A 23,485-nucleotide genomic window follows, 5' to 3' on the forward strand; every position below is an offset into this window, starting at 1 on the left:
AAAAATGGCTTATGAAACGGCAGTGAAAGTGCGTTTTTGCGAAACGGATGCACTCGGGCATATCAGCAACATCAGCTATTTTATCTATCTGGAAGAAGCGCGGACCGATTTTTTTGTTGAGTTGGGCTTTGGTGCGGATCTGGAAGACTGGAAAGTCATCATGGCTTCCGCCAAATGCGATTTTGTAAGTCAGGGTTATTACAATCAAAGGCTGAAAGTGGTATCGGAAGTCAAAAAAATAGGGAACTCGAGCTTTACAATAGTCCACCGCATTGAAGACCAAGAATCCGGCCAGCTCATCGCTGCCGGCGAAGCGAGCGCAGTCTATTTCGATTTCAAGGAACAGAAGTCCGAAAGAATACCGGACCCTCTCCGGTCAATGCTCGAGAAACACCTGGTAAAGGAGGGGGCAACGCATGGCCAATGAAACACTCAGCTATCCGGGTGCCGGATTTTTCTATCAGCATTCCGCACCGTCGGCCGTCTTCACCCCGGAAGATCTGACAGAAGAACATTTCCTGATCGCAAAAACAGCCAAACGGTTTCTGGAAACGGAAATCCGGCCGAACAATGAACAGCTTGAACAGCAGGATTTCGTGCTTGTCAGAAGACTTATGCAAAAAGCGGGGGACCTCGGTTTATTGGCGCACAGTGTGCCTGAAAAGTACGGCGGTCTCGGGCTCGATAAAATCAGCAAAGGCATTGTCGGCGAATCACTCGGTCCCGCCGGCGGCTACGGCGTCGCACATTCGAATCACACATGCATCGCAACTTTGCCGATCACGTATTTCGGCACACCGGAACAGAAGGAATATTATTTGCCGAAGCTCGCATCCGGTGAATTTGTCGGCGCCTATTGCCTGACGGAGCCGGAAGCGGGATCCGATGCACTATCAGCCAGAACAACGGCTGTCTTGAACGGGGCGGGAACGCATTATTTACTGAACGGCAGCAAAATGTTCATCACCAACGCCTCTTTTTCGGATACGTTCATCGTCTATGCAAAAGTCGACGGCAAGGATTTTACCGCGTTTATCGTAGAAAAGGACTTTCCGGGGCTGTCGCTTGGAGCAGAAGAAGAAAAGATGGGCATTAAAGGCTCGTCCACACGCACCGTCAATTTCGATCATTGCGAAGTGCCGGTGAAAAACCTGCTGGGTGATATCGGGAAAGGCCATATCATTGCCTTGAACGTTCTGAATCTCGGACGATTCAATCTGGGGTCTGCCTGCATGGGGGCAGCTAAATATGGCCTCCATTTGTCGGCATCCTACACCAAACAGCGAAAGCAGTTCGGGAAATCCATTGCCGAGTTCTCGGCGACACAGGAAAAACTTGCGATGATGGCAGTCCGCATCTACGAATCGGAATCCCTGCAATACCGTACGGCAGGCTATCTTGAAGATGCGCTCGGCGACCTTTATGATGTCGAAGACCACTCATTCATTGCCCGCCGCTTGATGGAATACGCCACCGAATGCGCTGTATGCAAAGTGCATGGATCGGAAACGCTGGATTATGTCGCGGATGAAACTTTGCAATTGCACGGCGGCTACGGTTATATCAAGGAATATAAAGTCGAGCAGATGTATCGGGACTCGCGCATCAATCGCATTTTCGAAGGCACGAACGAAGTGAATCGCCTGCTGATACCGGGTGGTTTATTGAAACAGGCGGGAAAAGGAACGCTGCCGTTAGGTGAGTTTATTGCACAGGCTGTCTCTAAAATGAACAACCCGAAAGTCGGGTCCATCGGCATTATTTCCCGGGAAATAGAAGCGGTCCACGCAATCCGCCGGGTTTTCCTGCTGTCAGCGGGCATGGCGATTGAGACATTCGGTGAAAAACTCGCAGAACAGCAGGAAACATTGATGAAACTGGCGGATATCGGCATCCAGCTCTATGCTGCAGAATCTGCGGTACTGAGAACACAGAAAGCGATAGAGAAAAATGGAGAAGAAAAAGAAACGCCGAAAGTCGACTTGACGAAAGCGCTGCTGGATGACGCCCTTTTGAATGTGGAGATGTCAGCGAGAAAATTGATGCAGGGCATGGCCGGGGGTCGTGAGCTGAAAAACAGCATGGTGCTCGCTGGCGGCGAATTGAGCCGGCTTCATGCCGAACACAGCAATGAGACGAAACGGAATATAGCTTCTGCAGTATTGGAAGCGGAAAATTATATTTGCTAGGAGGAAGCAGCATTGAAATTGATCCAATTCGAAAAATACGGTGGTCCGGAAGTTCTACGTTATATAGAAGAAACCCGGCCGGAACCGGCAGACAATGAAGTATTGGTTGAAGTAAAGGCGATCGGCGTCAATTATGCGGATACAGCGAGACGGGAAGGGAAATATGTGGTTCCAACCCCTCTGCCCTATGTGCCGGGTTCGGAAGTGGCGGGAATAATCGCGGGAGTAGGCAATAACGTAACGAAATTCAAAACGGGAATGCGTGTATCGGCATTGATCGAATCCGGCGCTTATGCTGAGTTTGTGGCAGTTGATGAGAATATGCTGATTCCGGTGCCGGACGCTGTTGAGTTTGAACAGGCAGTGGCATTGCCGTTACAGGGCCTGAGTGCGTATCATGTCCTGACAACGATGGGGCGTCTTGAAGAGGGGGAAACGGTACTCATCCATGCAGCAGCGGGCGGTGTCGGTGCAATTGCCGTTCAGCTCGCGAAATTATTCGGTGCCGGTAAAATCATTGCGACAGCGAGTTCCGATGAAAAGCTGGAACATGCCAAGGCCATGGGCGCCACTCATTTAGTGGACTATACGAAGGACAATTGGGTTGAGGAAGTCAAAGGGATCACTGAAGGGAAAGGGGTAGATCTGGCACTGGAAATGGTCGGAGGCGAAGTGTTCAATCAAACGCTCAAATGCCTGGCACCGTTCGGCCGGCTTGTCATTTTCGGAGCTGCGAGCGGAGAACAGGCCCAGATGCATCCGGGACAGTTAATGCGAAAAAACCAGTCGGTCATCGGCTTCTTCCTGCCGCAGATTATGCGCAAACCGGAGCTGTTCCAAAAAAGTTTCGAGGAATTGCTGGGTTATATGGCCAGCGGCAAGCTGAAATTGACTATCGGTGGAAGCTATCCTCTAGCGGACGCGGCAGAAGTCCATAAATTGCTGCAAAGCCGCAAAACCATCGGGAAATTGGTGCTCAACCCATAGAACAGCTGAAACTTTGACCTAAGGTGAGTGTCTGTGATGGAAGGAGATTATATCAAGGAGGGAACGGATGATGAAGATTCTTGTCGTGGGCGCCGGTGCGATCGGCGGCTATTTTGGCGGACGTCTGCTCGAAAAAGGGGAGGGCGTCACATTTTTGGTGCGGGAAAGACGGAAGCAAGAACTAGAGTCCACGGGGTTGAATATAGACAGTGTCAATGGCAATTGCCGGCTCACGCCCCAACTGATTACAAAAAACAGTGAACCTCACCCGTATGACGTCGTGCTGTTATCGACAAAATCCTATCAGCTTGCGGACGCCATAGAAGATATGCGTCCATTTGTCGGAGAGGATACGATGGTGCTGCCGCTGCTGAATGGCATCGCCCATGTCGATCAATTGATCGAAGCATTCGGGGAGACTTCCGTCATCGGCGGCTTGTGCTTTGTGGAAACGACATTGGATGAGAACGGGACGATTGTCCAGTCGAGTCCGGTGAACCAATTGGTTTACGGCGAACGCAGCGGTGAGGAAACGGACCGCATCAGACAGTTGAAAAGAGCGTTTGACGGAACCAAGGCCGAATTTATGCTGAGCCATAAGATCAATCAGGAAATGTGGCATAAATACCTCTTCATCACGACGATGTCCGGCATCACCACCTTGTTTGAAAAGCCCATCGGCCCCATCCGGAAATTGGCATCTGGCCAACGGACGATTGCTGTGCTGCTGGAAGAACTTGAGACTGTGATGGAAGCAGACGGTGCGCCGATTGAAAAAGGGATCTCCAAGAAATTATTGGAGCGCATCAACGGACTGGGCGAAGAGATGAAATCATCGATGCAGCGGGACGCAGAAAAATCCAAGCCGATCGAAGCGGAACATCTGCAGGGCTTTCTGTTAGCGAAAGCGCGTGAATCGGGAGTCGCTGTGCCGGTGCTTGAAACGGTTTTCACAAAGCTGAAGTTATATGAGCAGGCTGTAAAAAAATAACTCCAGATTAAATTAACGGAATATTTACAAAATTGCTTCATTAATCTATCATTAAAGAGCAAGTGTGAAAGCGCTTGCTCAAATTATAGAAGAAAAGGAGTTGAAGACTTTGAATGCAATAGCTCTCGCTGCCATTGGAATTTTCATCTTTGTATTAGGTTACCGCTTTTATTCTAAATTTCTTGGAGAGAAAATTTTCAGGTTGGATCCGAACTACGTAACCCCTGCCCATAAATTCAGAGACGACGTCGATTTCGTGCCGACGAATAAATTTGTCCTGTGGGGTCATCATTTTACTTCAGTAGCTGGAGCTGCTCCGATCCTTGGACCGGCGATAGCCGTCTATTGGGGCTGGCTGCCGGCCGTCTTATGGGTTGTGCTCGGTACAGTCTTTGCCGCCGGGGTGCATGATTTCGGAACGCTTGCCCTGTCTGTGCGAAACAAAGGCCAATCGGTCGGAACGCTCGCCCACCGTTTGATCGGGCAGCGTGGAAAAATTCTTTTCCTGTTCATCATCCTCATCCTGGTATTGATGGTCAATGCCGTTTTTGCCTGGGTCATCGCGAACTTATTCATTTCATTCCCGGCAAGCGTACTTCCGGTATTCATCCAAATTCCACTTGCGGTCTGGATCGGTTATTCGGTTTACAAGAAGAACATCAAAATGCTTGTACCATCGTTGATTGCGCTGGCTGTCATGTATGGAACAGCCATTTTCTCAGCCCAATACGATTTCCTGCAAATTGATCTTGTGCGCTATATGGGCGGAGAAGACGGAGCTGGATTATTCGGTCTTGGTGCGATTTCGACCGCATTCTTCATCTGGATCATCGTCTTGATGATCTATGTATACATCGCTTCGACATTGCCGGTCTGGAAATTGCTCCAGCCGCGCGATTTCATCAATTCGCACCAATTGGTGGTCGGACTCGGTATCCTGTATCTTGGGCTATTGTTTACGAATCCCGAGATTACTGCACCAATGACGAATCCGGATGCAGATGTTTCGTGGTTCCCGCTGCTGTTCATCACGATTGCCTGTGGGGCAATTTCCGGTTTCCACGGACTCGTCTCCTCGGGTACATCGTCCAAACAGCTGGATAAGGAAACGGACGCGCGCTTTGTCGGTTATCTGGGGGCTGTCGGGGAAGGGATCCTGGCACTCGTTTCGATTATTGCCGTCATCACCTTATTCCCGGACCGCGACGCATTTTTCGCGACTTACAGCAGCTTCACTGCATCCAGCAGTGCCGGCCTTGGCTCGTTCATCCAGGGAGCGACGCAATTGGCGTCGGGCCTGATGATTCCGTCAGCCATCGCCTCCACCATCGTATCGGTTATCGTCGTATCATTTGCGGCAACGACACTTGATACGTCTGTCCGTTTGATGCGCTATATCATTTCAGAGCTTGGCGTCGAATACAAAATCCCTTCATTGGAGAAGAAGCATGTAGCGACAACGATCGCTGTAGTGGCGAGTGCCGCATTAGTGCTGATTCCGGAAGGGCCGAACGGTTTCGGTTCCGGCGGCTACTTGCTATGGCCATTATTCGGGACATCGAACCAGTTGCTTGCCGGCATCAGTTTGCTGCTCATTTCCATCTGGCTGAGGAAAAAGGGCAGGAATTATATGGTCACCATCATCCCGATGATCTTCCTGATGTTCATGACGCTGTGGGCGATGTTCCAGCAGGTGTTTCTGCAATGGGCCTGGTATGCTGACCAAGCCAACATGCTGCTGTTTGTCTTCGGTTCCATCATCTTCGTCTTTGCGCTATGGATCAGCCTTACAGCTGTTCAAGTTCTGATCACGAATAAAACCGGAACACTGGAAGACGAATAAATAGAATAGTTGCACAGAAGGGATCATACTAGTTGTGATCCCTTCAATTATTTTTACGATAGAGAGGTGCTTATATGCTGATCACCGATAATCTGAAAAGATTGATCAAATGGTATGAAGCTGTGCTGGAACATCCTCATAAAACGGAAATCGCGCGGGAACTGAGGGCGGAAGATGATTTGTTTCTGCTGATGCTCTATTCGGAGATGCTGGGCATTCCGAATCCTGCTTACTATTACACACTCGAACTGTATCCTTTCATGATAGAAGAATTCCATGATTGGCACCTGCGGATGGGCATGGAAAAATCACCCCTTTCCGGTATACGCTGCTGTTAATTTCATTGAAAAGAGGAATGGGAATGGACGTTTTATCGAAAAGCATCATTTTTGTCGGAGGCAAGGGAGGCGTCGGCAAATCGACTTCTGCTGCGGCCATCGCCTCCAAAGCGGCTGACAGCGGCTTTAAGACTTTATTGATCTCGACGGACCCCGCCCATAACGTCGGGGATATCTTCAATCAGAAAATCGGCGGACATACGAAAGAAATTGCGAAGAATCTTTATGCGCTCGAAATAGATCCCGAAATCGAGACCGAGAAATACATCAAAGGTGTGAAAGAGAATATCAAAGGGACCGTCCATACAAGTATGATGGAAGAAGTGAACCGCCAGCTCGATACGGCGAAAGCTTCACCAGGTGCAGACGAAGCGGCATTGTTCGATAAACTGATCCACATCATTTTGGAAGAGCGGCAGAATTTCGATAAACTGATATTTGATACGGCGCCGACCGGCCATACCATCCGGCTGCTGACATTGCCGGAGCTGATGGGGGTCTGGATTGAAGGGCTCCTCAATAAGCGGCGTAAAACGAATGAAAATTATTCCGCGCTCCTGAACGACGGTGAACCGCGAGAAGATCCGATCTACGATGTGCTGCGGGAACGCCAGGCGCGATTTTCAAAAGCGCGGGACCTTCTGTTGAATGAGGACGAAACCGGTTTTATTTTCGTATTGAATCCTGAACGCCTGCCGATCCTTGAAACGAAAAAAGCGCTGGAACTGCTGCATAAATACCATTTGCATGTGAAGACGCTGATCATCAATAAAGTGCTGCCGGAAGAAGCGGACGGCGAATTCCTGATGGAACGCAAGAAACACGAAAAGAAATACATGGAATTGATCAGGGAGACGTTTCCGAAACAGGAGCTGATTTTCATTCCATTATTTTCACAGGACATTATCAATATGGACCAGCTGAAATTATTCAGCGGGAATTTCGGAGGAGGAGTAAAGTGAAAGCATTTGTCATCGAAAAAGGGGAACTGAAAATAACGGACATGCCGGAACCGGAAGCGAAAAAAGGGGAAGTGGTGGTGGCGCTGAAGACAGCGGGCATCAACCGCCGTGATCTGAATTTAGTGAACCGCCACGGCAATAAACCCGAGCCGCTCATCATCGGTTCGGACGGAGCGGGCGTTGTGGAAGCTGTAGGGGAAGGCGTTATGAACTTTGCCGTCGGAGACGAAGTCATCATCAACCCGGCGCTGCGCTGGTTCGCCAACAGTGACGCTCCGCCGCCTGAATTCGATATTCTCGGCATGCCCGATCACGGGACCTTTGCAGAGAAAATTGCATTATCCGCTGAACAGGTCGAAAAGAAGCCGCATCACCTTACATGGGAAGAAGCTGGCGGCCTGGCGCTGCCGGCGTTGACCGGTTACCGGGCTCTGTTTACTAAAGGCCAGGTTAAAGAAGGCGATACGCTGTTCATCCCGGGAGCGGGAAGCGGAGTCGCGACTTTTCTGATTCAGTTTGCGAAAAATGTCGGCGCCCGTGTCATTGTGACGTCGAGAAGCGAAGACAAACTGGCGCATGCGAAAGAAATTGGCGCAGATCTTGCCATCGCGACCGACAGCGACTGGACAAAGGAATTGGATGGCGAAACGATTGACCTTGCCATCGACAGCGTCGGGGCAGCGACATTCAACCGGACATTGGAAGTGCTGAAAAAAGGCGGGCGCATCGTCATTTTCGGCGCCACTACAGACGATGTCATCGATTTCGATCTGCGTAAATTCTTCTACGGCCAATATCAGCTGTTCGGTTCAACAATGGGCAGCCGCGATGAATTGCGGGAAATGATCGCTCATATGGTTCAATACGGGACGCATCCGGTTGTCGGAAAAGTGTTCGAGCTGGACGAGGCACAGCACGCATTCGATTATTTGGCGGACGGTAGACAATTCGGCAAAGTTATTTTGCGGATGGACCAATAATCTTGAAACCTTATGGCCGTTCATCCGTATTAAGGAGTATAAGAACCAACATTACTGGAGGTAATGAATGATGGAAAGTAAAGGATTAAAAATTCTCGTCCACGCCAGTGCGTTTTTTGCTCCGTTTCTTGTGCCGGTTGCCGTTTTTCTTTTTGCGACCTACCTGTATCCGGATGATAAAGATATAAGAAGATTATCGATCCAGGCGCTGCTGTTCCAAATCGTCATGGGTGTCCTATTGACTGTTTCAGGTTTCCTCGTCATCTTCCTGATCGGTATCCCGATGCTTATCGTATTCGGCATCATCGGAGTGGTGGTCCCGATCCTCGGCATCATCAAAGCCCTGAACGACGAACATTTCAGCTACCCGATCGTCGGCAGCTGGTATTATTAAGAAAAGCAGAACAGCCTGTTCAGTTCTGATAGGCAAGAGATGACCCAAATGTAATTTGGGTCATCTCTTTGCGACGAAGCTAGCGTAGCGATGCAGGAGCAATAAGGGCTTTAGGCGAACCTGCGGAGTGGCGCTTTTTGCCACGCAGTAGGTTTGACTTATATCCCGAAGAGCTAGGTGCTGGAGTCTAGACACCAAAAGTCCTTAGGGGCTTTTTTTTTTGAGCAAAACCGTTCGTAAAAGTGGATGGAATAAAGCGGACGTTCGTAAAGTCATTTGGTACGTTTACGAACGGTTTTTTTGGCCATATCAGGTCTTTTTTAAACCGTTCGTAAAGGTGTACTTTTACGAACGCTTCGAAATTAAGTAATACCAACTTTGAGAAACTGAAGATAATAATAAATAGAGTAATCAATTAATTAGTGCAAAAAGTGCTGATGATTGATATGTTATTAAATGAAAGAAAGGATGAGGAAATGGAAATTAGAGAATACCGTCAAACAGATGAGATCGGTTGGGTTAGATGCAGAGTGCTCGCTTTTTTGGATACAGCCTACTTCGATAATGTGTTGCAACGAAAAGAGAGTTATGAGAATCCGAGTATTGAATTGGTGGCAGTGAGAGATGGACAAATTATCGGGCTTTTAGATGTAGAGTATGAACAAGTGGAAAGAAGTGTATGCTCCAGAGGTGAAGGATTGGGAGGGATGATCTGGCATATAGCCGTTCATCCGGACTATCGTCGTCAAGGCATCGGGGAGAAATTGCTCCAAGAAGCAGTGAATCGTGCCATTCCGTTGGGGCTAAATCGGTTTGAAGCATGGACACGCGATAATCCTTGGGTACAGAAGTGGTATGAAAAAATGGACTTCGAGACTGTAGAATCTTATTATCATTTATACTTTGACGGTAAAGAAGGAGAGGGAATAATATCAACTTCTGTTCCCAAATTAAATGTAGTACATAGCTTTGCACATTATACGGGAGATAATATTGACCAGTTTAGAGGCACAAATCAAAGAATACATGAATGCGTTTGTTTTGAAAAATATTTTCATGCATAATAGTTATAGAGAATAGTCTGATTATCTTGAATATTGGAGTGATTTTTTGCACTACGATAAAAACTGCCGGCGTGTCTTCTAGGGGACGGATGCCAATGCCAGTGATTAAGGCGGAACACTTACTAGTGGAGGGTGGTAAAAGCCGTCCTACAGTGGTTGATACAAATTCTATAAAGTCAATCGTGGTCCGGATCAAAAGATGAAAAATGCTTTTGTGAAGCAGGAACTAGAAGTAATCGCACTGTAGAGCAGCGCGGTGAATCTGTACATTCCCCTTGAAAGCCTGGACCTGACCTAGTCAGAAAAACTAAACGGAACCCTTTCTCCAAAGATGAAAAAAATCATCTTGGAGGAAGATACGTTGAGCAGAAAAAAAGAAAATACCGAATTCCAATGTGAACAGTGCCAAGCTCAAATTAATCCCGTGACAAATGGAAGTTTTCGCAACCACTGTCCATTTTGCTTGCATTCAAAGCATCTGGACCATCAACCTGGAGACCGTGCAAGTAATTGCCGTGGATTGATGCGTCCAATAGGATGGGATTATTTAAGTAAAAAAGGATATCAAATTATCCATCAATGTAATAGGTGTGGAAAAGTACAAAAAAATAAAGTTGCCATTAATACTAGGCAAGAGGACGAGTTTCTCTCGTTTATGACGAAGTATTCTAACTGAAAAAGATCAGATTATTCTCTGCCTTCACGCATGAAAACCTGCGTGAAGGGTTTTATTTATTTCCTTCAACTAATGAAATTCTCTACGAAGTATTTATAATCAAAAAAACCAGTTTACATATGATCGCTTATCGGAAGCTGCATAAATAGAAACGGAGAGTAGATGCACTTTTGATTAGCATCTACTCTCCCTTTTGTCTGCAAAGGTGTACTTTTACGAACGCTAATTAATGAGAAATGCATTTACATTCTTTAGTCAATTAATGTGTGGAAATAATTGGTGCATCCAGTAGAACTTTAAACTCCTATGAAATTATTAATCTCTATAAATGAATTCCATGAAGATGGAACAAGCCAACTCTTTTGACTAACTTTATTTAGTAATATACAATGATTAATGTACGCTTATTCGATAAGGAGGATTATTAAAAAATGACACACTCAATGAAACTTCGTTTCCCAACTTTGAATCAGTAATTGAATACGTTCAAAGGCTCTGTTTGTGAAATCAGAGTAAACGGGATAAGTCTGTCCTTTTTTAATAATCTTCAATCTATAAAATTAAAATAGTTAAAGAAGAGGTATAACTCTACCTTTTATAATTCTGTAGTTTTCTTTCTTCAACAAGGATTTTAAAGGAATTTGTATGAAATCTATCTTTATTTACCTGATATTAATTGATTAGTAATGTCCCTTTTACTCACAGACAAGCCGTCTGTGAGTTTTTTTGTTTTCTGGAATCACCATGAGTTTGTCAAATGTGCGGCAGATCATAGAGAGAATACAAGAAAATAGAATCAAAAAAATTTATTAGAATAAACAATTGGAGGAAATAAACTTGAATACACTTAAACTTAAACAATTAGCAACGGATAGAGGATTGGATATTGTAGAAAGCAGCATCAAAATCAATGAGTCGGGTGTTGACTTTCAAGTAGTCCACGCCAAAGATCAACATGGAGATAAATGGATTTTAAGAATTCCGCGTAGACCTGAGTCAATGAGACATGCAGGCCAAGAGAAAAAAGCGTTAGATATCCTTCACCAACAAGCGAGCTTTCAAGTTCCGAATTGGTCTATCTTCTCTGAAGATTTAGTTGCTTATAAGCAACTAAAGGGCATTCCTGCAGCGACGATTGATGTGGAGCAACAGAACTATGTTTGGAGTTTTGATGAATCCAATGTTCCACCTGCGTATTATCAATCATTAGGAAAAGTCCTAGCAGATTTACACGCATTGCCTCAGGAAGAATTCAAACATATCGGGGTTGAAACCCTTCGTGCCGATGAGTTAAGAACTTCCTTGAAACAGCGAATGGAACGGGTAAAGAAACAATACGAAATCAATCCAGCTTTATGGGACCGTTGGCAAGCATGGCTTGCCGAAGACTCTTTTTGGCCCTCCCATGTAGGAGTGAAACACGGGGACATACATCCGGGTCATATCCTTATTAATAAAAACTATCAAGTAACGGGCTTAATTGACTGGACAGAAGTAGGGATTGCTGATGTATCTGTCGATTTCCTGTCCCATCACCTTCTTTTTGGGAATGATGGACTAACAAAGTTAATCAATGCTTATGAAAATGCCGGTGGAAAAACGTGGTCAAGAATGGATGAGCATATTGTAGAACTTCTTACAACCAGCGCCATCACTATAGCTGAATTTGCAGAAATCTCAGGCCTTCAAGAGATGCACGAAACAGCTGCACACATGCTCGCTAGCGAAATGTAATGAAATGGACTGGTCGTTTAGCTGTGCTTAACGATCAGTTTAACGCAAAGGGTGTAGTTGCGAATGCAGGAATTGTTGCAGAAGCAACAACTATAGCTGCTTTATTTGCTGTTACAGGATGTTCGATTGTTGTTAATGCCATCACCTGTAAATGGTAACTTGAAATTTAAATTAGGAGGGGAACGTAATGCAATTTTTATTGTTTTATTGATTGATGCGGGCTTGAAGCAGAAGCTCGTATCGATCTTGGCTATCGGTACGAAATTAAAAATTTCGGAGGTAGCAAAATGGAAAAACTTTGTTTTGAATTAAAAAATATTGAAGTGTCCTATTTAGATAAAGAAATCTTGCGAATTGAAGATCTAGCTATCCACCAGTTTGACCGCATTGGCATTGTGGGGAAAAACGGTGCAGGAAAAAGCACATTACTGAAATTATTAGCGAAAGAAATTCAGCCAACAGTGGGGCAAGTGAAGAGTTACGTTGATCCAGGATACTTTAAACAGCTGGAGACTCCTAAAAAAGAAGAGGCCGGTATTGATCCAGCATTGCTTAGGCAATTAGCGGTACCACGAAATCTAGAGTCACTGAGTGGTGGAGAACAGACGAAATTAAAGCTCGCTCAGCTAATGAGTCATTATTATGAAGCGTTATTGCTGGATGAGCCAACCACTCATATGGATAAGCAGGGCATTTCGTATTTGCTCGAAGAACTTCGCTATTACTATGGTGCTTTGGTGATCATCAGCCATGACCGGGCCGTGTTGGATGAACTTGTGACAAAGATCTGGGAAGTCCAGGATGGGCAAGTGCATGTGTATTCGGGAAATTATAGCGACTACATGAATCAAAAAAGGTTGGAATGGGAACAACAAAATCAAGCTCACGAACAGTTCTTAAAAGAAAAGAACCGACTGGAAAAAGCTGCAAAAGAAAAGATGAAGAAAGCAGAGAAGGTTGCCCAAGCCGGAAAATATTCGAAGAAGGAATCAAAGGCCATGGCAAATCGAATGTTTGAGACAAAATCCAAAGGCACAAGCCAGAAAGCGGTACATCGTGCGGCCAAGGCAATCGAGCAGCGAATGGAGAAGCTCGAGGAAGTGAGTGAGGTTCAAGTTGAGAAGCCGATTGTTTTTCCACATCAGAAAGCACTGGAGCTGCACAATAAATTTCCAATCATGGCCAATCGTTTCACTTTATATGCCGGAGATAATATATTATTGGAAGAAGTGAACTTCCAACTTCCACTTGGTAAAAAGATTGCGATTTCAGGTGTGAATGGGAGTGGTAAAAGTACATTGCTTCAACGAATTGCGAGAAAGGATGAGCAATTGACCATTTCTCCTAAAGCAAAGATCGGGTATTTTCAGCAAATGAGTTATCAGTTCAGCGGTGATGAGACTGTCTTCCATTACATCAAAAATCGTTCGGAACATGAGGATAGCTTTTTAAGGAGCGTCCTTCATTCGATGCAGTTTGTGGATACAGACTTGCTAAAACAGGTGAAAGATTTAAGCGGGGGAGAAGCCATCCGGCTGCAGCTTTGTTTACTCTTTCTAGGTTCTCATAATATCCTGTTATTGGACGAACCAACTAACTTTTTAGATATTAAAGCGATTGAAGCACTAGAGCAGTTCGTAAAGGCCTATCAAGGCACCATCGTATTTGTTTCCCATGATGAGTTCTTTATCCGAAATTCAGCAGATATTCAGTACATCCTAAGTAATAAGAAGTTGCAATTGATATAAGGAACTTGAAATAGTCATCGATATTAGTCGATGACTATTTTTTGTTTCTTTAATTACTTGAAAGATTTGTATTTCGAGAAGATTTTTAGTCTTTTATTCCAGTTTATATATCATCAGATTATCGGCAGAGATAAACTATACATCTAATGAAGAAAAAAGGAAGAGAAGCTGCCAATTAGAGCATTTTCTCTTCCTTTTTGATGTTTCAAGTGTCCTTCTTTAAATCCTACTCCTTAAGCAGCAATTTAAATCAGCGAAATACTAAGATTTCTCGAAAAGTTGTTTTATTAAGGAAATCTCTTAGAGAGTTAGAATCTTTAGCGTTTTTCTACTAATTTGGTTCCACATGCACATGAACAGCAGAGATATCATACATCTTCATCAATTCTTTTTCCACCTTTGTTGAAATGTCATGAGCAACGCGAATATCCAAATCGGACCGGACAAGCAGAACAATATCCACTGCCGCACGATTGCCATAGTTTCTGGCTCGGATGTCTTTGACTCCTGTGACACCATAAACGCTTAAGACGGTTTCTTTAAATGATTCAATCAAATTTTTGTCGAACCCATCCGTTAAATCATGGGTGGCATCCCAAAAAATTCCCCATGCGGTTTTGCAAATTAAGAAGCCCACCAGTACGGCTGTCAAGGTATCAAGCCATGGCAAATGAAATTGAGCACCGATAATTCCAACCATTGCCGCGATGCTTACCCAGGCATCGGAAAGGTTATCTTTTGCTGCAGCACGGACTGCCTGACTGTTGATTTTTTTACCCAACTTTATGTTATATCGGTAGACAAAGTACATGATAATTGCAGAAAAACCGCCCGTCCAGGCTGCAAGCAGATCGGGAGCTTCGTGGCGTCCGGCAAAAACAGAAGTGATAGCCGCATAGACTACCTGCAAGCCAATTGCCATCATAATGAAAGAGGCAATTAATGCAGCGATTGTTTCAGCTCGCCAATGTCCATACGGATGATTATCATCTGCGGGCTTTTGGGAAAATTTCAATCCAATCAAAACTGCTATAGAAGCGACGATATCGGTCACATTATTGAATCCATCTGCTGTAAGGGCTGCCGAATCGGCTATGTACCCAATAAACAGCTTGAGTACAGATAAGATAATATAGGCGGTAATACTAATGATCGCACCCTTTTCCCCCAGCTTTAAATTATCATATCTTTCTTGTTCCATAGTTCATTCCCCCACTTTCAAAGTCACTTGAATATGATAACAGCCGCTTATCGAGTGGGTCTACAGCAAAGGTTTTTCAGCATAGCATAAGGGGGGAGGTAGGGCAAGAAAGTTTCAATAAGGAAAGACACTCCAAATCCTTGTGAAATCTAACGTGATAGCTTTTCTTAGTTGCCTTTCAGCCTATTTTTAAATGTATAGAGGTAGATTTATCGGTATATAAAAAAAGTTAACATATGACATATTATCGGAAGCAGGTAACATCAGACTGTATTCTATCCGTATCCAGACTCTTCATTCCCATAAGAGATCTTCTTATAACACCAATACTTTAGAAGAACTTCAAAAATCAAAAGAAGATCTCCGACCGGTGATAAATCACTGGTTGGAGATCTTCTTTTGTATATCGGTAAGTTCGTTAAATGGCTGCAAGTCTCAAGCCGAGCGAAGCACAGATGATGAAGGTGAAATATACGCCCATCATATGCACCAAGGAAAAAAACATTCCGGGCTTCGATTCTCAATTTACGGGGGCCGGAAAAGGCTGAGCGGCAGGAACAAAAAGCCGGAGAGCACAAGTAAAACCAAATAAATATTGCTTTGGAGATAGGTGCGCTTTGCCCTGAAATACTGCCAACTTCGATATTCCAGATGGTGTAGCATCGTAATACGGAAAACACGCCTAAGAACACGGGCAAGGATGCTAAAGGCGAAGCAATGTACAGCAGGATCAATCCGGGCGGCCATCGGAATCAGATTCGACTTGATGATTCCCGTTTTCACCACTTGAGTCCATACTGTTTTTTGCGTTTGCTTTTTCATGCGCTTTACCGTCGTATGGAGACGGGGGAGTGCAGCTGCGAATTTGCGTGTTGTCTTTTTATTTATTGTCATTTAATAAATCTGACCCGCCGCTTGCATTTTCCCGGAAAAGGAGTAAAATTTCTAATTGGATATATAATATCCATAATGGATGTTAGAAGTAGATGAAAAGAGGTTCTTCATATGCAATTGACAAAAGGTGTCGAACAGGGAATTTGCATTATTGTATTGCTTGCCACACAGGAAAGCAGTGCTCCGCTTGCTTCAGATGAAATCAGCCGCAGACTGGGTGTGTCACCTTCCTACATGAAAAAGATTACGAGAAAGTTGGTTGTGCAAGGAGTTGTCGTGTCGGTTCCAGGTAATAATGGCGGTATTTCGCTTGCGAAAGCCGCAACGGATATTACGCTGCTCGATGTTATTGAAGCGATGGAAGGTCCAATTCGGATGTACCCGGATACGGGCTTGATAAGCCTCGCTTTTCATGAAGGCAGATATGCTCAAAAAGGGCAGGAACTTCTTCGCAGTGTTTTTTCACAAGGAGACCGTTTACTGGTTGAATATTTCTCCAAAGTGACGGCGGCCGACCTTTTGAAAGAAGGGCTGGGAATGTCGGATTTGCCGACATTGAACTGGAATCGGGAAACTTTAAGTGATGTATTAGATAAAGAACAGGATGATTTTAAGTGAAAATGCTGAAACAGGAATGGAAACAATTGCTGGCCAAACCGCTTTTGCTCGGAACAATGATTGTCATGATGTTTATACCGATTATTTATGCTGGGTTTTTTCTCGGTTCTTCATGGGACCCATATGGTAAAACAGAGCGGTTGCCAGTCGCAGTCGTCAACGAGGATATCCCTTCCGAATATGAAGGCAGCATATTTGCGGTGGGAGATGAGTTGGTTGACAACCTAAAAGAAAATGAAGCGCTCGAATGGCATTTTACGGATGCCGAAACAGCTGAAAAAGGAATGGATGATGGTACATACTTTATGGTTTTGACTATCCCGGCCAATTTTTCGGCAAATGCTGCTTCCGCTATGGGTGATGAACCCAAAGCCATGAATTTAGAGTATGAAACAAATCCCGGGCGTGGCTTCTTTATTGAAGCAGTCAGCAACCAGGCAACAATGAATATAAAAGAAGAAATCGCTGAAAATGTGACCAAAGAATATGTAAAAGCGGTTTTTGGGCAAATTGAAACGCTGGGCGATGGTATAGGCGAGGCAGCTGATGGTGCTGGCCAGCTGAATGATGGATCTGTACGATTGCAAGAAGGAAATAGAGAATTGACTGCAGGTTTGAGTGAACTTTCAAAAGGCAGTTTGAGTTTCCAGGATGGTGCGGAGAAGCTGGAAGTCGGTGTCAGCCAGTTTGCGGGTGGCATATCAACTTTGGATCAGGGGGCTGATCAGCTTGCCAAAGGGATTCTTGAGTATACCAACGGGGTGGCCAGCCTGCGGGACGGGGCAGTTGGCTTGTTGGAAGGAACTGCTGAGCTGGATAATAATGGTTCAGTTCTTGTAGAAGGTACGGAAACTCTGTCGGAAGGACTGGCATCTCTTGTACCGGGAGCTGAGCAATTGAGCGATGGACTTTCAGAAACGCAGCAAGGCAGTGCCAGATTAGATAACGGTTTGCATGAGTTGCAGTCGAAAACCAGCGAGTTGGCGGACGATTCTTCTGGCATCCAGCAGTTGGTGTCGGGCCAAGTTGCACTGGGCGATGGTCTGGCTGATTTGGCAGCGGGCAGTTCGGCACTTCAGGACGGATTGAAGGAATTGGATAAGGGTCTCCCTGCGGCTGAACAAATCGGGATACTGCAGGAAGGGCTTGCAGGAATTGAAAAAGGCATCAGTCAATTGAACGGCGCAGTTTCTGTAACGAACAGCGGACAAGAAGCTTCAGACCTTCAAGCGAATTTGGCGGCGGCCCAGCAAAATTTAAGTGAATTGCAGAACTCTGCCGCGACTTCCGCATTGACCGCGTTACAGTCGGCACCAGTTTACGGCAATTTGACTGAAGAACAGCAGACGGAATTGTCGGCTGCTGTAAGCGGGAGTGCTGCAGAACAATCAACATTACAGCAAGCGTCGATTGAAGCGCTTGCCGGAAACCTGGCTGCTGTATCATCCGGTTTGAACGAACAGATTATTCCAGCTTTTGAATCATTGGGTTCATTGCCGGAGCAAATCACGAACTTGAAAAACCTGGTGGACCAGGTGAATCCCGGTGCGAGCCAAGCACTGGGCGGTTATTCGGCTGTCCACAATACGCTCACAGGCCAGCTTATACCGGGTGCAGTTTCTCTCAGTGAAGGAGCAGGGGAAGCTGTGCAAGGCAGTGCAAAATTGCAGGCAGGTGCAGAACAGGCCGCAGAGAGTCTTCCTCAGCTCGCGGCTGCAGTCGATGGATTGGCACAAGGCAGTTCCATCCTGAACGAAGGCGTCTCTTCCCTGTCAGCAGGTTCAATGGAACTTGTTGATGGAGCTGGTGCATTGCAACAGGGCTCATTGAAATTAGAAAAAGGAGCTGCTGCCTATACCGCCGGAGTGTCAGCTGCGGCAGAAGGAGCAGGCCAGATTCAACAAGGAGCCGGTCAATTAGCTGCCAACTCAGCAAAACTGAATTCGGGTGCCGATGAATTGGCGGATGGAACAAAACGTCTGACAGAAGCAGTTCCGGAACTTTCCGGTGGAGTAAATGAACTTGCCGGCGGCGCAGGTGAACTTCGTAAAGGGTCAAGTGAGCTCCAGAACGGTTCGGGAAAACTGGGCGAAGGCATCAGCCGTTTGGAGGAAGGATCCTTTGAACTCGCTGCGAGTCTGTCGGAAGGAGCAGCCGACTTGGACGGCGTCCAAATCGAAGATGACAATTTTGAAATGATTGCAGCTCCGGCAACAGCTACCGAAAGCCAGCGCAGCGAAGTGCCGAACTATGGTCATGCGCTGGCACCTTATATTTTATCGCTGGGTCTTTTTGTTGGAGCTTTGTCATTCAACATCGTATTCCCAATTAATACCCCGGCAGGCCGGTCCACTTCGGGCACTGCATGGTGGTTAAGCAAATTCTCGCTTGGGTTTGTTCAGGCAACTGCAGCTGCATTGATAGTTGACGCTATCATGCTATTCGGTTTTCAGCTGCAAGTGGAACATACAGGCGAGTTCATAGCAATTTCCATCGTCACTTCACTCACTTATATGTTCCTGATCATGTTCCTGGGGATGACTTTCGGAAATCCCGGACGGTTCATTGCCATGATTCTGCTGGTCCTGCAATTGGGTGCGAGTGGAGGCATGTTCCCGGTAGAGTTGACGAACGGTTTCTTCCGCAGTGTGCACGATTTTGTTCCGATGAGCTATGCGGTTGTCGGATTCCGGGAAGCGATGTCTTCCGCGTATGGAAGCGGAACATTTATCATGAGCATTTCTATCCTCGGAATATTCTTCCTGGGCTTTAATGCCTTGCTCTGGCTCGTGCTGAGTATACGGAGCCGCAGAGCATTCAAGCTGGCGGAAGAAAGCTGATCGGCTGGACATCAATTGATTCGAAATTCGTGCTGTGATTTCCAGGTTTTTATCTGGAGAAATGATGAAAAAGGTTAAATGAAAATGGAGAAAAGAGACTCATCCGTGAGTCTCTTTTCTCTGTTTTGCTTATTGATTTTTATAAAATTGAAGAAAATGATATTGAGTATATAAAAGAAACTGTTGAATTCAGGGAAGAGTAACAAGTGCGAACCAGGTTACTGGAAAGTAGGAAATTAAAATGTTGTTACGTAAGGATTTTAAGTAACAATTCCGAGTAAATATGAGTTTGCAAATCATCAAATTACCGGAAGCAGCACTAAGAGAATACGCTGAATTTCCACTCCCGAAGACCGGCTGGTTAATACAAAACCGGTCTTCGGGATTTTATTATTCTTATAGAATAAAGGGATTACAGCGACGAACCAAGAATATTTGGGAATCAGCCTGTCTGGAGATAGATTGATTCCCCTGAAGCAGAAAATTTCTCCAAAAATAAGCATTTCATATTTTTTATGGGTATAATAAGAACAAATGTTCCTATTTTTGAGGGGGAGTAAATTATGGAGGAAAGAAGCAGGATCGGAAAAAGAAGAGGAAGAAAACAAACGCAATGGGACGGACTTTTTGTATCCGAGCATGCCTGGAGTTCCGCGGATGATTACAGCAGCGACCCGCAGCCGATGCTCAGTGCCGATGAACAGCAAGCCATCCTGGATATGCTCTTCGTAGCCTGCGACCGCAGATGCACAGTTTTTATCCAGTCGTGGCAGGAGCGCCATTTCCATTTTCATCGGTGCATAGTCCGGGACATCGATTGGGAGCGGGGGCGTATTATATGTGAAGAGGCGGGCGGCCGCATGCAGCTTGCAATTGAATCGATCACTTCGATTCATATGCTGGATTGATCAGGATAATGCAGCCACACATCGATTTCAGATAAAATTTGAGAAAATAAGACTTTTGAATTTTGAGTCCGTCTAATAGATAGAAGCATAAAAAAGGGGGGGATTTTTTGGCCACTGAAAAGAAGAGGGAAATTTCAGCATGGTATGAGCAGCACAGTGGTTCCATATTCAGGTATATCTTGCTGATGGTGCGTGATGATCAGCAAGCTGAAGATTTAACGCAGGAAACCTTCATCAAAGCATTCAATCATTATGAGACATTCGAAAGAAAGGCGAATCCTAAAACCTGGCTCTTTCGCATCGCACACAATCTTACCATCGATTTTATCCGGAAACAGAAGCCGTTGGAACTGTTGAAGGAACTCCTGTTCATTGGAGGAAACCGCAGCGAATTACCTGAAGAATCTGTGGAGATAAAAGAGAACTCCAAAGAACTTTACAAGGCTCTCGGACGGTTAAAAAGTTCTTATCGGGAAGTGATCATCCTTAGGAAAATAAGGGAATTCAGTATCCAGGAAACAGCCGAAATTCTGAATTGGCCGGAAAGCAAAGTTAAAAACACCCTGTCCCGGGCAATTCCTGCGCTGGAAGATCAATTGAACAAGGAGGGGATTTTCTATGAAAAAAACTGAAAATCAGAGAACTTTGCTGGATGACCAATTGACTCAATTGGATCATGATCTGGTTTGGGATGAGAGACGGCAGGCGAAACTGCACCATCGGATCCTATCGAAACTGGATAAACAGGAATCCGTAAAGCGTTTTTCCGGAGGTTTTAAACTGGCTTCCAGTTTCATGCTGTTCATGATCATTTTAGTGGCGGGCTATCTGTTCATCTCGCAGAACTTAGGGACGGACAGTGCGAATCCAGGAAATGATACTGAAACCGCTCCTGCTGTAACAGGAGATCAAGGTTCCGCTGCCGCTGGAAGTGAAGAAGCGATTCGTGCCGTTATCGAAAAGGAATTCGATGGACCGGATGAAAAGTACAAAGAATTATTGGACGCGGCAATGGACGCTCAAATTTCAGAAGAATACATGGAAGATTATGAAGCCTATCTGGAGTCGCCGGAGTATCAGGCATTAATGGGGTATATGGAAGAAACCTATGCTGCTTATTTTACAGAAGGCGGCTATGAGGAATTCATAAATGTTATGCATGCTTTTATGTACTCAGGTTTTAATCACGACTACAACTTGGCTGCCACTGATATCGAGATTGAGGAAATTGAAGGCAGGCCGTCGGTATATGATCTAAGTTTCCAGGTAGAGTACAGAAACGGAAATAACGAAACGAGCTACCATGATTTTGAAGGGACAGCTGCTGTTTCGGAAGAAGGCAAGATAGTGAAGATCGAATATCTGGATGGGCTGGAAGACGGCTTGCTCCAAAAACTTAAAGACAATGAAGAAGAATGATTTAAATGGATACTGCCTTTTGGTGGTGCTCTCGGAACAGCGCGCGCAGATGCACCTGCGTCAGATCCCCACTCTCCCGGCATGCCTGCATTTAGCATGCCGGACAATGAAATCTTTGTGTCCAGCCATTGCTCAGTTCTTGGACTGAATCGTGGACAATTTGTGGAATGGATTAAAAAGACCGCTTCCTTATAAAAAAGTTGAAAGCCCTTGTCTGCACCCGGACAAGGGCTTTTGACATCACTGAATTTATTGTATGGCAATCAGGTCATTTGAGAATGCCGGATGCCTTTCCCTGCCGCTCTATACCAGTGCCAGCACAGGAAGAAAATCAGAAAGGCATCGATCAAATCACCGCCGTAATACATCAGCATGCTGCCGGCTTCGGCTTCTTGCCGCCCGACACCTGCTGGAGGATCGGCATAAAGCGTTTTTGCCAGGATCTTATGTCCCGCAAGAGCGATGATCAGCACGCTGGAGCGGTATAAAAAGCTGAAACGATGCGGTGTCACATCAAAATAGACAAGGGCAACCGTAAACAGGTAACCGGCCAAAAAGATATGCAGATGAATGAGTGCATAAAGAAGAATGGATTCATGCATCAAGTGGTAGAGGTCTGTCAGGTAAAGCAGGTATAATCCGCCGATATTCAGGATGGCGGCAGTAATCGGGTTGCCGAGTACCCGGAACGGACGGCTTTTCAGGATAGCCGTCAATTTCCTGGCTGCCGCTGTACTCGCAGTCCGGAGCAGTAAGGTCAACGGACAGGACATGGCAATCAATAAAGGCGCCAGCATGCCGAGGAGCAGATGGACCACCATGTGCATCCGAAAATCGTGATGAGCCTGTTCTGCGAGCGGACCGGTCAAAGCGGCGACTATGGCCAGGGCGCCGAGGCACCATAATACAAACCGGTGCAGAGGCCATTTCCTGTATTTCCGGTTGCTCATGAAAACAGCGGCTGCATAAGGTACGATTGCCAACAAAAGCATGAACAGAAAAAATGGCAGGAATTCGGGAGTGGTTTGTGCCGGATGTTGCTCATGCATCTGATCGGCCTGCCTTTTTTTTCTTCTGCGGAGTCCGTGCCTTCGAAAGGATGAAGGCGCCGGTCAAAAGAAGAAGGACAGCGCTGATATTCCATATGAGATCATAAGGCAGAAGATCGACATTGTATCTGATCTGATGGAGATTCAGCACTTTATGGTTGATCAGTCCATCGAAAAGCTGGAAAGCTCCCGCACCCAAAAATGAAGCGCCTATCCATTTTTTCAGCCAGAACGCATTTTTCCGCCGGAGATCCGCGACCATGAAAAGGGAAAAGATGGCGGCGAACCAGGCGAACGAGTTCAGCAGCCCATCGGAAAGGATGCCGATCCGGGTCGTTGCCAGATCATAAAAATGATGCCATTGCAGCAGTTGATGGAACACCACTTCATCCATAAAAGCGATCAGCCCGATTCCGAAAAACAGCCCCGACCCAAAATTCCGGCTGCTGTTCACGGCAGGGGCGCCGGTCTTGCCTGCAGAATTTGAAGTTGCCGGTTTAGTCGCCATCGAATTCTCCTTTCACAACCTGGAATTTTAAACCCGCCATAAGAAATCGTTTCTCATCAATACCCCAAAGTCCAAGGGGTGAAGCCGAAATAAAGACAAATAAAAACGGAGAAGAAGATGCTCGGCTAAGAGCTCTTTTTCT

At 45.7% G+C, this 23,485-nt stretch carries 24 protein-coding genes and 1 other annotated feature; of the genes, 20 read left to right on the plus strand and 4 right to left on the minus strand.

Translation table 11 applies throughout. From position 1 onward, the window contains the following. The first annotated feature begins 4 nt into the window (after nt 1–4). From IQ294_RS10720 to IQ294_RS10790, 15 genes are all read left to right on the plus strand, one after another. The gene (locus tag IQ294_RS10720) at nt 5–427 is read left to right on the plus strand and encodes an acyl-CoA thioesterase (RefSeq protein ID WP_203334036.1); all 423 of its coding nucleotides are present in this window, start codon (nt 5–7) and stop codon (nt 425–427) included. Further along, nucleotides 417–2,189 carry an acyl-CoA dehydrogenase FadE gene (locus tag IQ294_RS10725; RefSeq protein WP_203334037.1) on the plus strand — a complete coding sequence of 591 codons (1,773 nt, stop codon included), beginning with the start codon at nt 417–419 and terminating at the stop codon, nt 2,187–2,189. The genes IQ294_RS10720 and IQ294_RS10725 overlap by 11 nt, the downstream gene beginning before the upstream one ends. Nucleotides 2,190–2,201: 12 nt before the next feature. Further along, nucleotides 2,202–3,176: a quinone oxidoreductase family protein gene (locus tag IQ294_RS10730; RefSeq protein ID WP_203334038.1), complete on the plus strand. Its 975-nt coding sequence runs from the start codon at nt 2,202–2,204 to the stop codon at nt 3,174–3,176. Between the two features lie 70 nt (nt 3,177–3,246). Further along, nucleotides 3,247–4,167, plus strand: coding sequence for a ketopantoate reductase family protein (locus IQ294_RS10735; protein ID WP_203334234.1), 921 nt, complete (start codon nt 3,247–3,249; stop codon nt 4,165–4,167). A 109-nt stretch (nt 4,168–4,276) separates the two neighbouring features. After that, nucleotides 4,277–6,010, plus strand: coding sequence for a carbon starvation CstA family protein (locus IQ294_RS10740; RefSeq protein ID WP_203334039.1), 1,734 nt, complete (start codon nt 4,277–4,279; stop codon nt 6,008–6,010). Between the two features lie 74 nt (nt 6,011–6,084). Then, nucleotides 6,085–6,348 carry a cory-CC-star protein gene (locus IQ294_RS10745; protein ID WP_203334040.1) on the plus strand — a complete coding sequence of 88 codons (264 nt, stop codon included), beginning with the start codon at nt 6,085–6,087 and terminating at the stop codon, nt 6,346–6,348. A 23-nt stretch (nt 6,349–6,371) separates the two neighbouring features. Continuing rightward, nucleotides 6,372–7,310: an ArsA family ATPase gene (locus IQ294_RS10750; protein ID WP_203334041.1), complete on the plus strand. Its 939-nt coding sequence runs from the start codon at nt 6,372–6,374 to the stop codon at nt 7,308–7,310. After that, complete coding sequence (locus IQ294_RS10755; RefSeq protein WP_203334042.1) at nt 7,307–8,290, plus strand: zinc-binding dehydrogenase; 984 nt, start codon at nt 7,307–7,309, stop codon at nt 8,288–8,290. The genes IQ294_RS10750 and IQ294_RS10755 overlap by 4 nt, the downstream gene beginning before the upstream one ends. Nucleotides 8,291–8,360: 70 nt before the next feature. After that, nucleotides 8,361–8,684 (plus strand): DUF4870 domain-containing protein, encoded by a 324-nt coding sequence (locus tag IQ294_RS10760; protein WP_203334235.1) that lies wholly within the window; start codon nt 8,361–8,363, stop codon nt 8,682–8,684. 476 nt (nt 8,685–9,160) lie between these two features. Further along, nucleotides 9,161–9,748, plus strand: coding sequence for a GNAT family N-acetyltransferase (locus tag IQ294_RS10765; protein WP_203334043.1), 588 nt, complete (start codon nt 9,161–9,163; stop codon nt 9,746–9,748). Between the two features lie 105 nt (nt 9,749–9,853). Next, nucleotides 9,854–10,028: a sequence feature (16S ribosomal RNA rRNA prediction is too short), on the plus strand. A gap of 81 nt (nt 10,029–10,109) precedes the next feature. Beyond that, nucleotides 10,110–10,424, plus strand: a complete 315-nt coding sequence (locus tag IQ294_RS10770) for an RNHCP domain-containing protein (protein WP_203334044.1) — start codon at nt 10,110–10,112, stop codon at nt 10,422–10,424. Between the two features lie 431 nt (nt 10,425–10,855). Further along, entirely contained in the window at nt 10,856–10,900 is a 45-nt protein-coding gene (locus IQ294_RS16510) for an erythromycin resistance leader peptide (RefSeq protein WP_203334236.1), read from the plus strand. 361 nt (nt 10,901–11,261) lie between these two features. Further along, nucleotides 11,262–12,158, plus strand: coding sequence for a macrolide 2'-phosphotransferase (locus tag IQ294_RS10780; protein ID WP_203334045.1), 897 nt, complete (start codon nt 11,262–11,264; stop codon nt 12,156–12,158). Further along, the gene (locus tag IQ294_RS16320; protein ID WP_238942781.1) at nt 12,158–12,316 is read left to right on the plus strand and encodes a hypothetical protein; all 159 of its coding nucleotides are present in this window, start codon (nt 12,158–12,160) and stop codon (nt 12,314–12,316) included. Before IQ294_RS10780 ends, IQ294_RS16320 begins: the two co-directional genes overlap by 1 nt. A 129-nt stretch (nt 12,317–12,445) precedes the next feature. Next, nucleotides 12,446–13,906 carry an Msr family ABC-F type ribosomal protection protein gene (locus tag IQ294_RS10790; RefSeq protein WP_203334047.1) on the plus strand — a complete coding sequence of 487 codons (1,461 nt, stop codon included), beginning with the start codon at nt 12,446–12,448 and terminating at the stop codon, nt 13,904–13,906. Between the two features lie 331 nt (nt 13,907–14,237). Here the strand turns inward: IQ294_RS10790 and IQ294_RS10795 are convergent, their stop codons facing one another. After that, entirely contained in the window at nt 14,238–15,107 is an 870-nt protein-coding gene (locus IQ294_RS10795) for a cation diffusion facilitator family transporter (RefSeq protein WP_203334048.1), read from the minus strand. A 525-nt stretch (nt 15,108–15,632) separates the two neighbouring features. Next, nucleotides 15,633–15,929 (minus strand): hypothetical protein, encoded by a 297-nt coding sequence (locus IQ294_RS10800; RefSeq protein ID WP_238942782.1) that lies wholly within the window; start codon nt 15,927–15,929, stop codon nt 15,633–15,635. 183 nt (nt 15,930–16,112) lie between these two features. On the opposite strand from IQ294_RS10800, the gene IQ294_RS10805 reads away from it, so the two are divergent. The 5 genes from IQ294_RS10805 (at nt 16,113) to IQ294_RS10825 (ending at nt 21,786) form a co-directional block, all read left to right on the plus strand. After that, nucleotides 16,113–16,619: an Rrf2 family transcriptional regulator gene (locus tag IQ294_RS10805; protein ID WP_203334049.1), complete on the plus strand. Its 507-nt coding sequence runs from the start codon at nt 16,113–16,115 to the stop codon at nt 16,617–16,619. A gap of 2 nt (nt 16,620–16,621) precedes the next feature. After that, a complete protein-coding gene (locus IQ294_RS10810; protein ID WP_238942800.1) occupies nt 16,622–19,459 on the plus strand; it encodes a YhgE/Pip domain-containing protein in 2,838 nt (945 codons plus the stop codon). 563 nt (nt 19,460–20,022) lie between these two features. Next, nucleotides 20,023–20,367 carry a YolD-like family protein gene (locus IQ294_RS10815; RefSeq protein ID WP_203334051.1) on the plus strand — a complete coding sequence of 115 codons (345 nt, stop codon included), beginning with the start codon at nt 20,023–20,025 and terminating at the stop codon, nt 20,365–20,367. A gap of 107 nt (nt 20,368–20,474) precedes the next feature. Then, nucleotides 20,475–20,999 (plus strand): RNA polymerase sigma factor, encoded by a 525-nt coding sequence (locus IQ294_RS10820; protein WP_203334052.1) that lies wholly within the window; start codon nt 20,475–20,477, stop codon nt 20,997–20,999. Beyond that, complete coding sequence (locus tag IQ294_RS10825) at nt 20,986–21,786, plus strand: hypothetical protein (protein ID WP_203334053.1); 801 nt, start codon at nt 20,986–20,988, stop codon at nt 21,784–21,786. Before IQ294_RS10820 ends, IQ294_RS10825 begins: the two co-directional genes overlap by 14 nt. Nucleotides 21,787–22,049: 263 nt before the next feature. Here IQ294_RS10825 and IQ294_RS10830 read toward each other — a convergent pair whose 3' ends face one another. Next, the gene (locus IQ294_RS10830) at nt 22,050–22,835 is read right to left on the minus strand and encodes a cytochrome c oxidase assembly protein (protein WP_203334054.1); all 786 of its coding nucleotides are present in this window, start codon (nt 22,833–22,835) and stop codon (nt 22,050–22,052) included. Further along, nucleotides 22,828–23,343 (minus strand): DUF2243 domain-containing protein, encoded by a 516-nt coding sequence (locus IQ294_RS10835; RefSeq protein WP_203334055.1) that lies wholly within the window; start codon nt 23,341–23,343, stop codon nt 22,828–22,830. The genes IQ294_RS10830 and IQ294_RS10835 overlap by 8 nt, the downstream gene beginning before the upstream one ends. Nucleotides 23,344–23,485 lie beyond the last annotated feature (142 nt).

Origin of the sequence: Planococcus beigongshangi (assembly GCF_016820495.1) — a bacterium.
Taxonomy (GTDB): Bacteria; Bacillota; Bacilli; order Bacillales_A; family Planococcaceae; genus Planococcus; species Planococcus beigongshangi.

Excerpts from the sequence above, each read along its gene's own strand:
- IQ294_RS10720 (WP_203334036.1), top strand. The coding sequence starts at position 5 with ATGGCTTATGAAACGGCAGTGAAAGTGCGTTTTTGCGAAACGGATGCA.
- IQ294_RS10725 (WP_203334037.1), top strand. The coding sequence starts at position 417 with ATGGCCAATGAAACACTCAGCTATCCGGGTGCCGGATTTTTCTATCAG.
- IQ294_RS10735 (WP_203334234.1), top strand. The coding sequence starts at position 3,247 with ATGAAGATTCTTGTCGTGGGCGCCGGTGCGATCGGCGGCTATTTTGGC.
- IQ294_RS10745 (WP_203334040.1), top strand. The coding sequence starts at position 6,085 with ATGCTGATCACCGATAATCTGAAAAGATTGATCAAATGGTATGAAGCT.
- IQ294_RS10750 (WP_203334041.1), top strand. The coding sequence starts at position 6,372 with ATGGACGTTTTATCGAAAAGCATCATTTTTGTCGGAGGCAAGGGAGGC.
- IQ294_RS10760 (WP_203334235.1), top strand. The coding sequence starts at position 8,361 with ATGGAAAGTAAAGGATTAAAAATTCTCGTCCACGCCAGTGCGTTTTTT.
- IQ294_RS10765 (WP_203334043.1), top strand. The coding sequence starts at position 9,161 with ATGGAAATTAGAGAATACCGTCAAACAGATGAGATCGGTTGGGTTAGA.
- IQ294_RS16320 (WP_238942781.1), top strand. The coding sequence starts at position 12,158 with ATGAAATGGACTGGTCGTTTAGCTGTGCTTAACGATCAGTTTAACGCA.
- IQ294_RS10790 (WP_203334047.1), top strand. The coding sequence starts at position 12,446 with ATGGAAAAACTTTGTTTTGAATTAAAAAATATTGAAGTGTCCTATTTA.
- IQ294_RS10795 (WP_203334048.1), bottom strand. The coding sequence starts at position 15,107 with ATGGAACAAGAAAGATATGATAATTTAAAGCTGGGGGAAAAGGGTGCG.
- IQ294_RS10800 (WP_238942782.1), bottom strand. The coding sequence starts at position 15,929 with ATGAAAAAGCAAACGCAAAAAACAGTATGGACTCAAGTGGTGAAAACG.
- IQ294_RS10805 (WP_203334049.1), top strand. The coding sequence starts at position 16,113 with ATGCAATTGACAAAAGGTGTCGAACAGGGAATTTGCATTATTGTATTG.
- IQ294_RS10810 (WP_238942800.1), top strand. The coding sequence starts at position 16,622 with ATGCTGAAACAGGAATGGAAACAATTGCTGGCCAAACCGCTTTTGCTC.
- IQ294_RS10815 (WP_203334051.1), top strand. The coding sequence starts at position 20,023 with ATGGAGGAAAGAAGCAGGATCGGAAAAAGAAGAGGAAGAAAACAAACG.
- IQ294_RS10825 (WP_203334053.1), top strand. The coding sequence starts at position 20,986 with ATGAAAAAAACTGAAAATCAGAGAACTTTGCTGGATGACCAATTGACT.
- IQ294_RS10830 (WP_203334054.1), bottom strand. The coding sequence starts at position 22,835 with ATGCATGAGCAACATCCGGCACAAACCACTCCCGAATTCCTGCCATTT.
- IQ294_RS10835 (WP_203334055.1), bottom strand. The coding sequence starts at position 23,343 with ATGGCGACTAAACCGGCAACTTCAAATTCTGCAGGCAAGACCGGCGCC.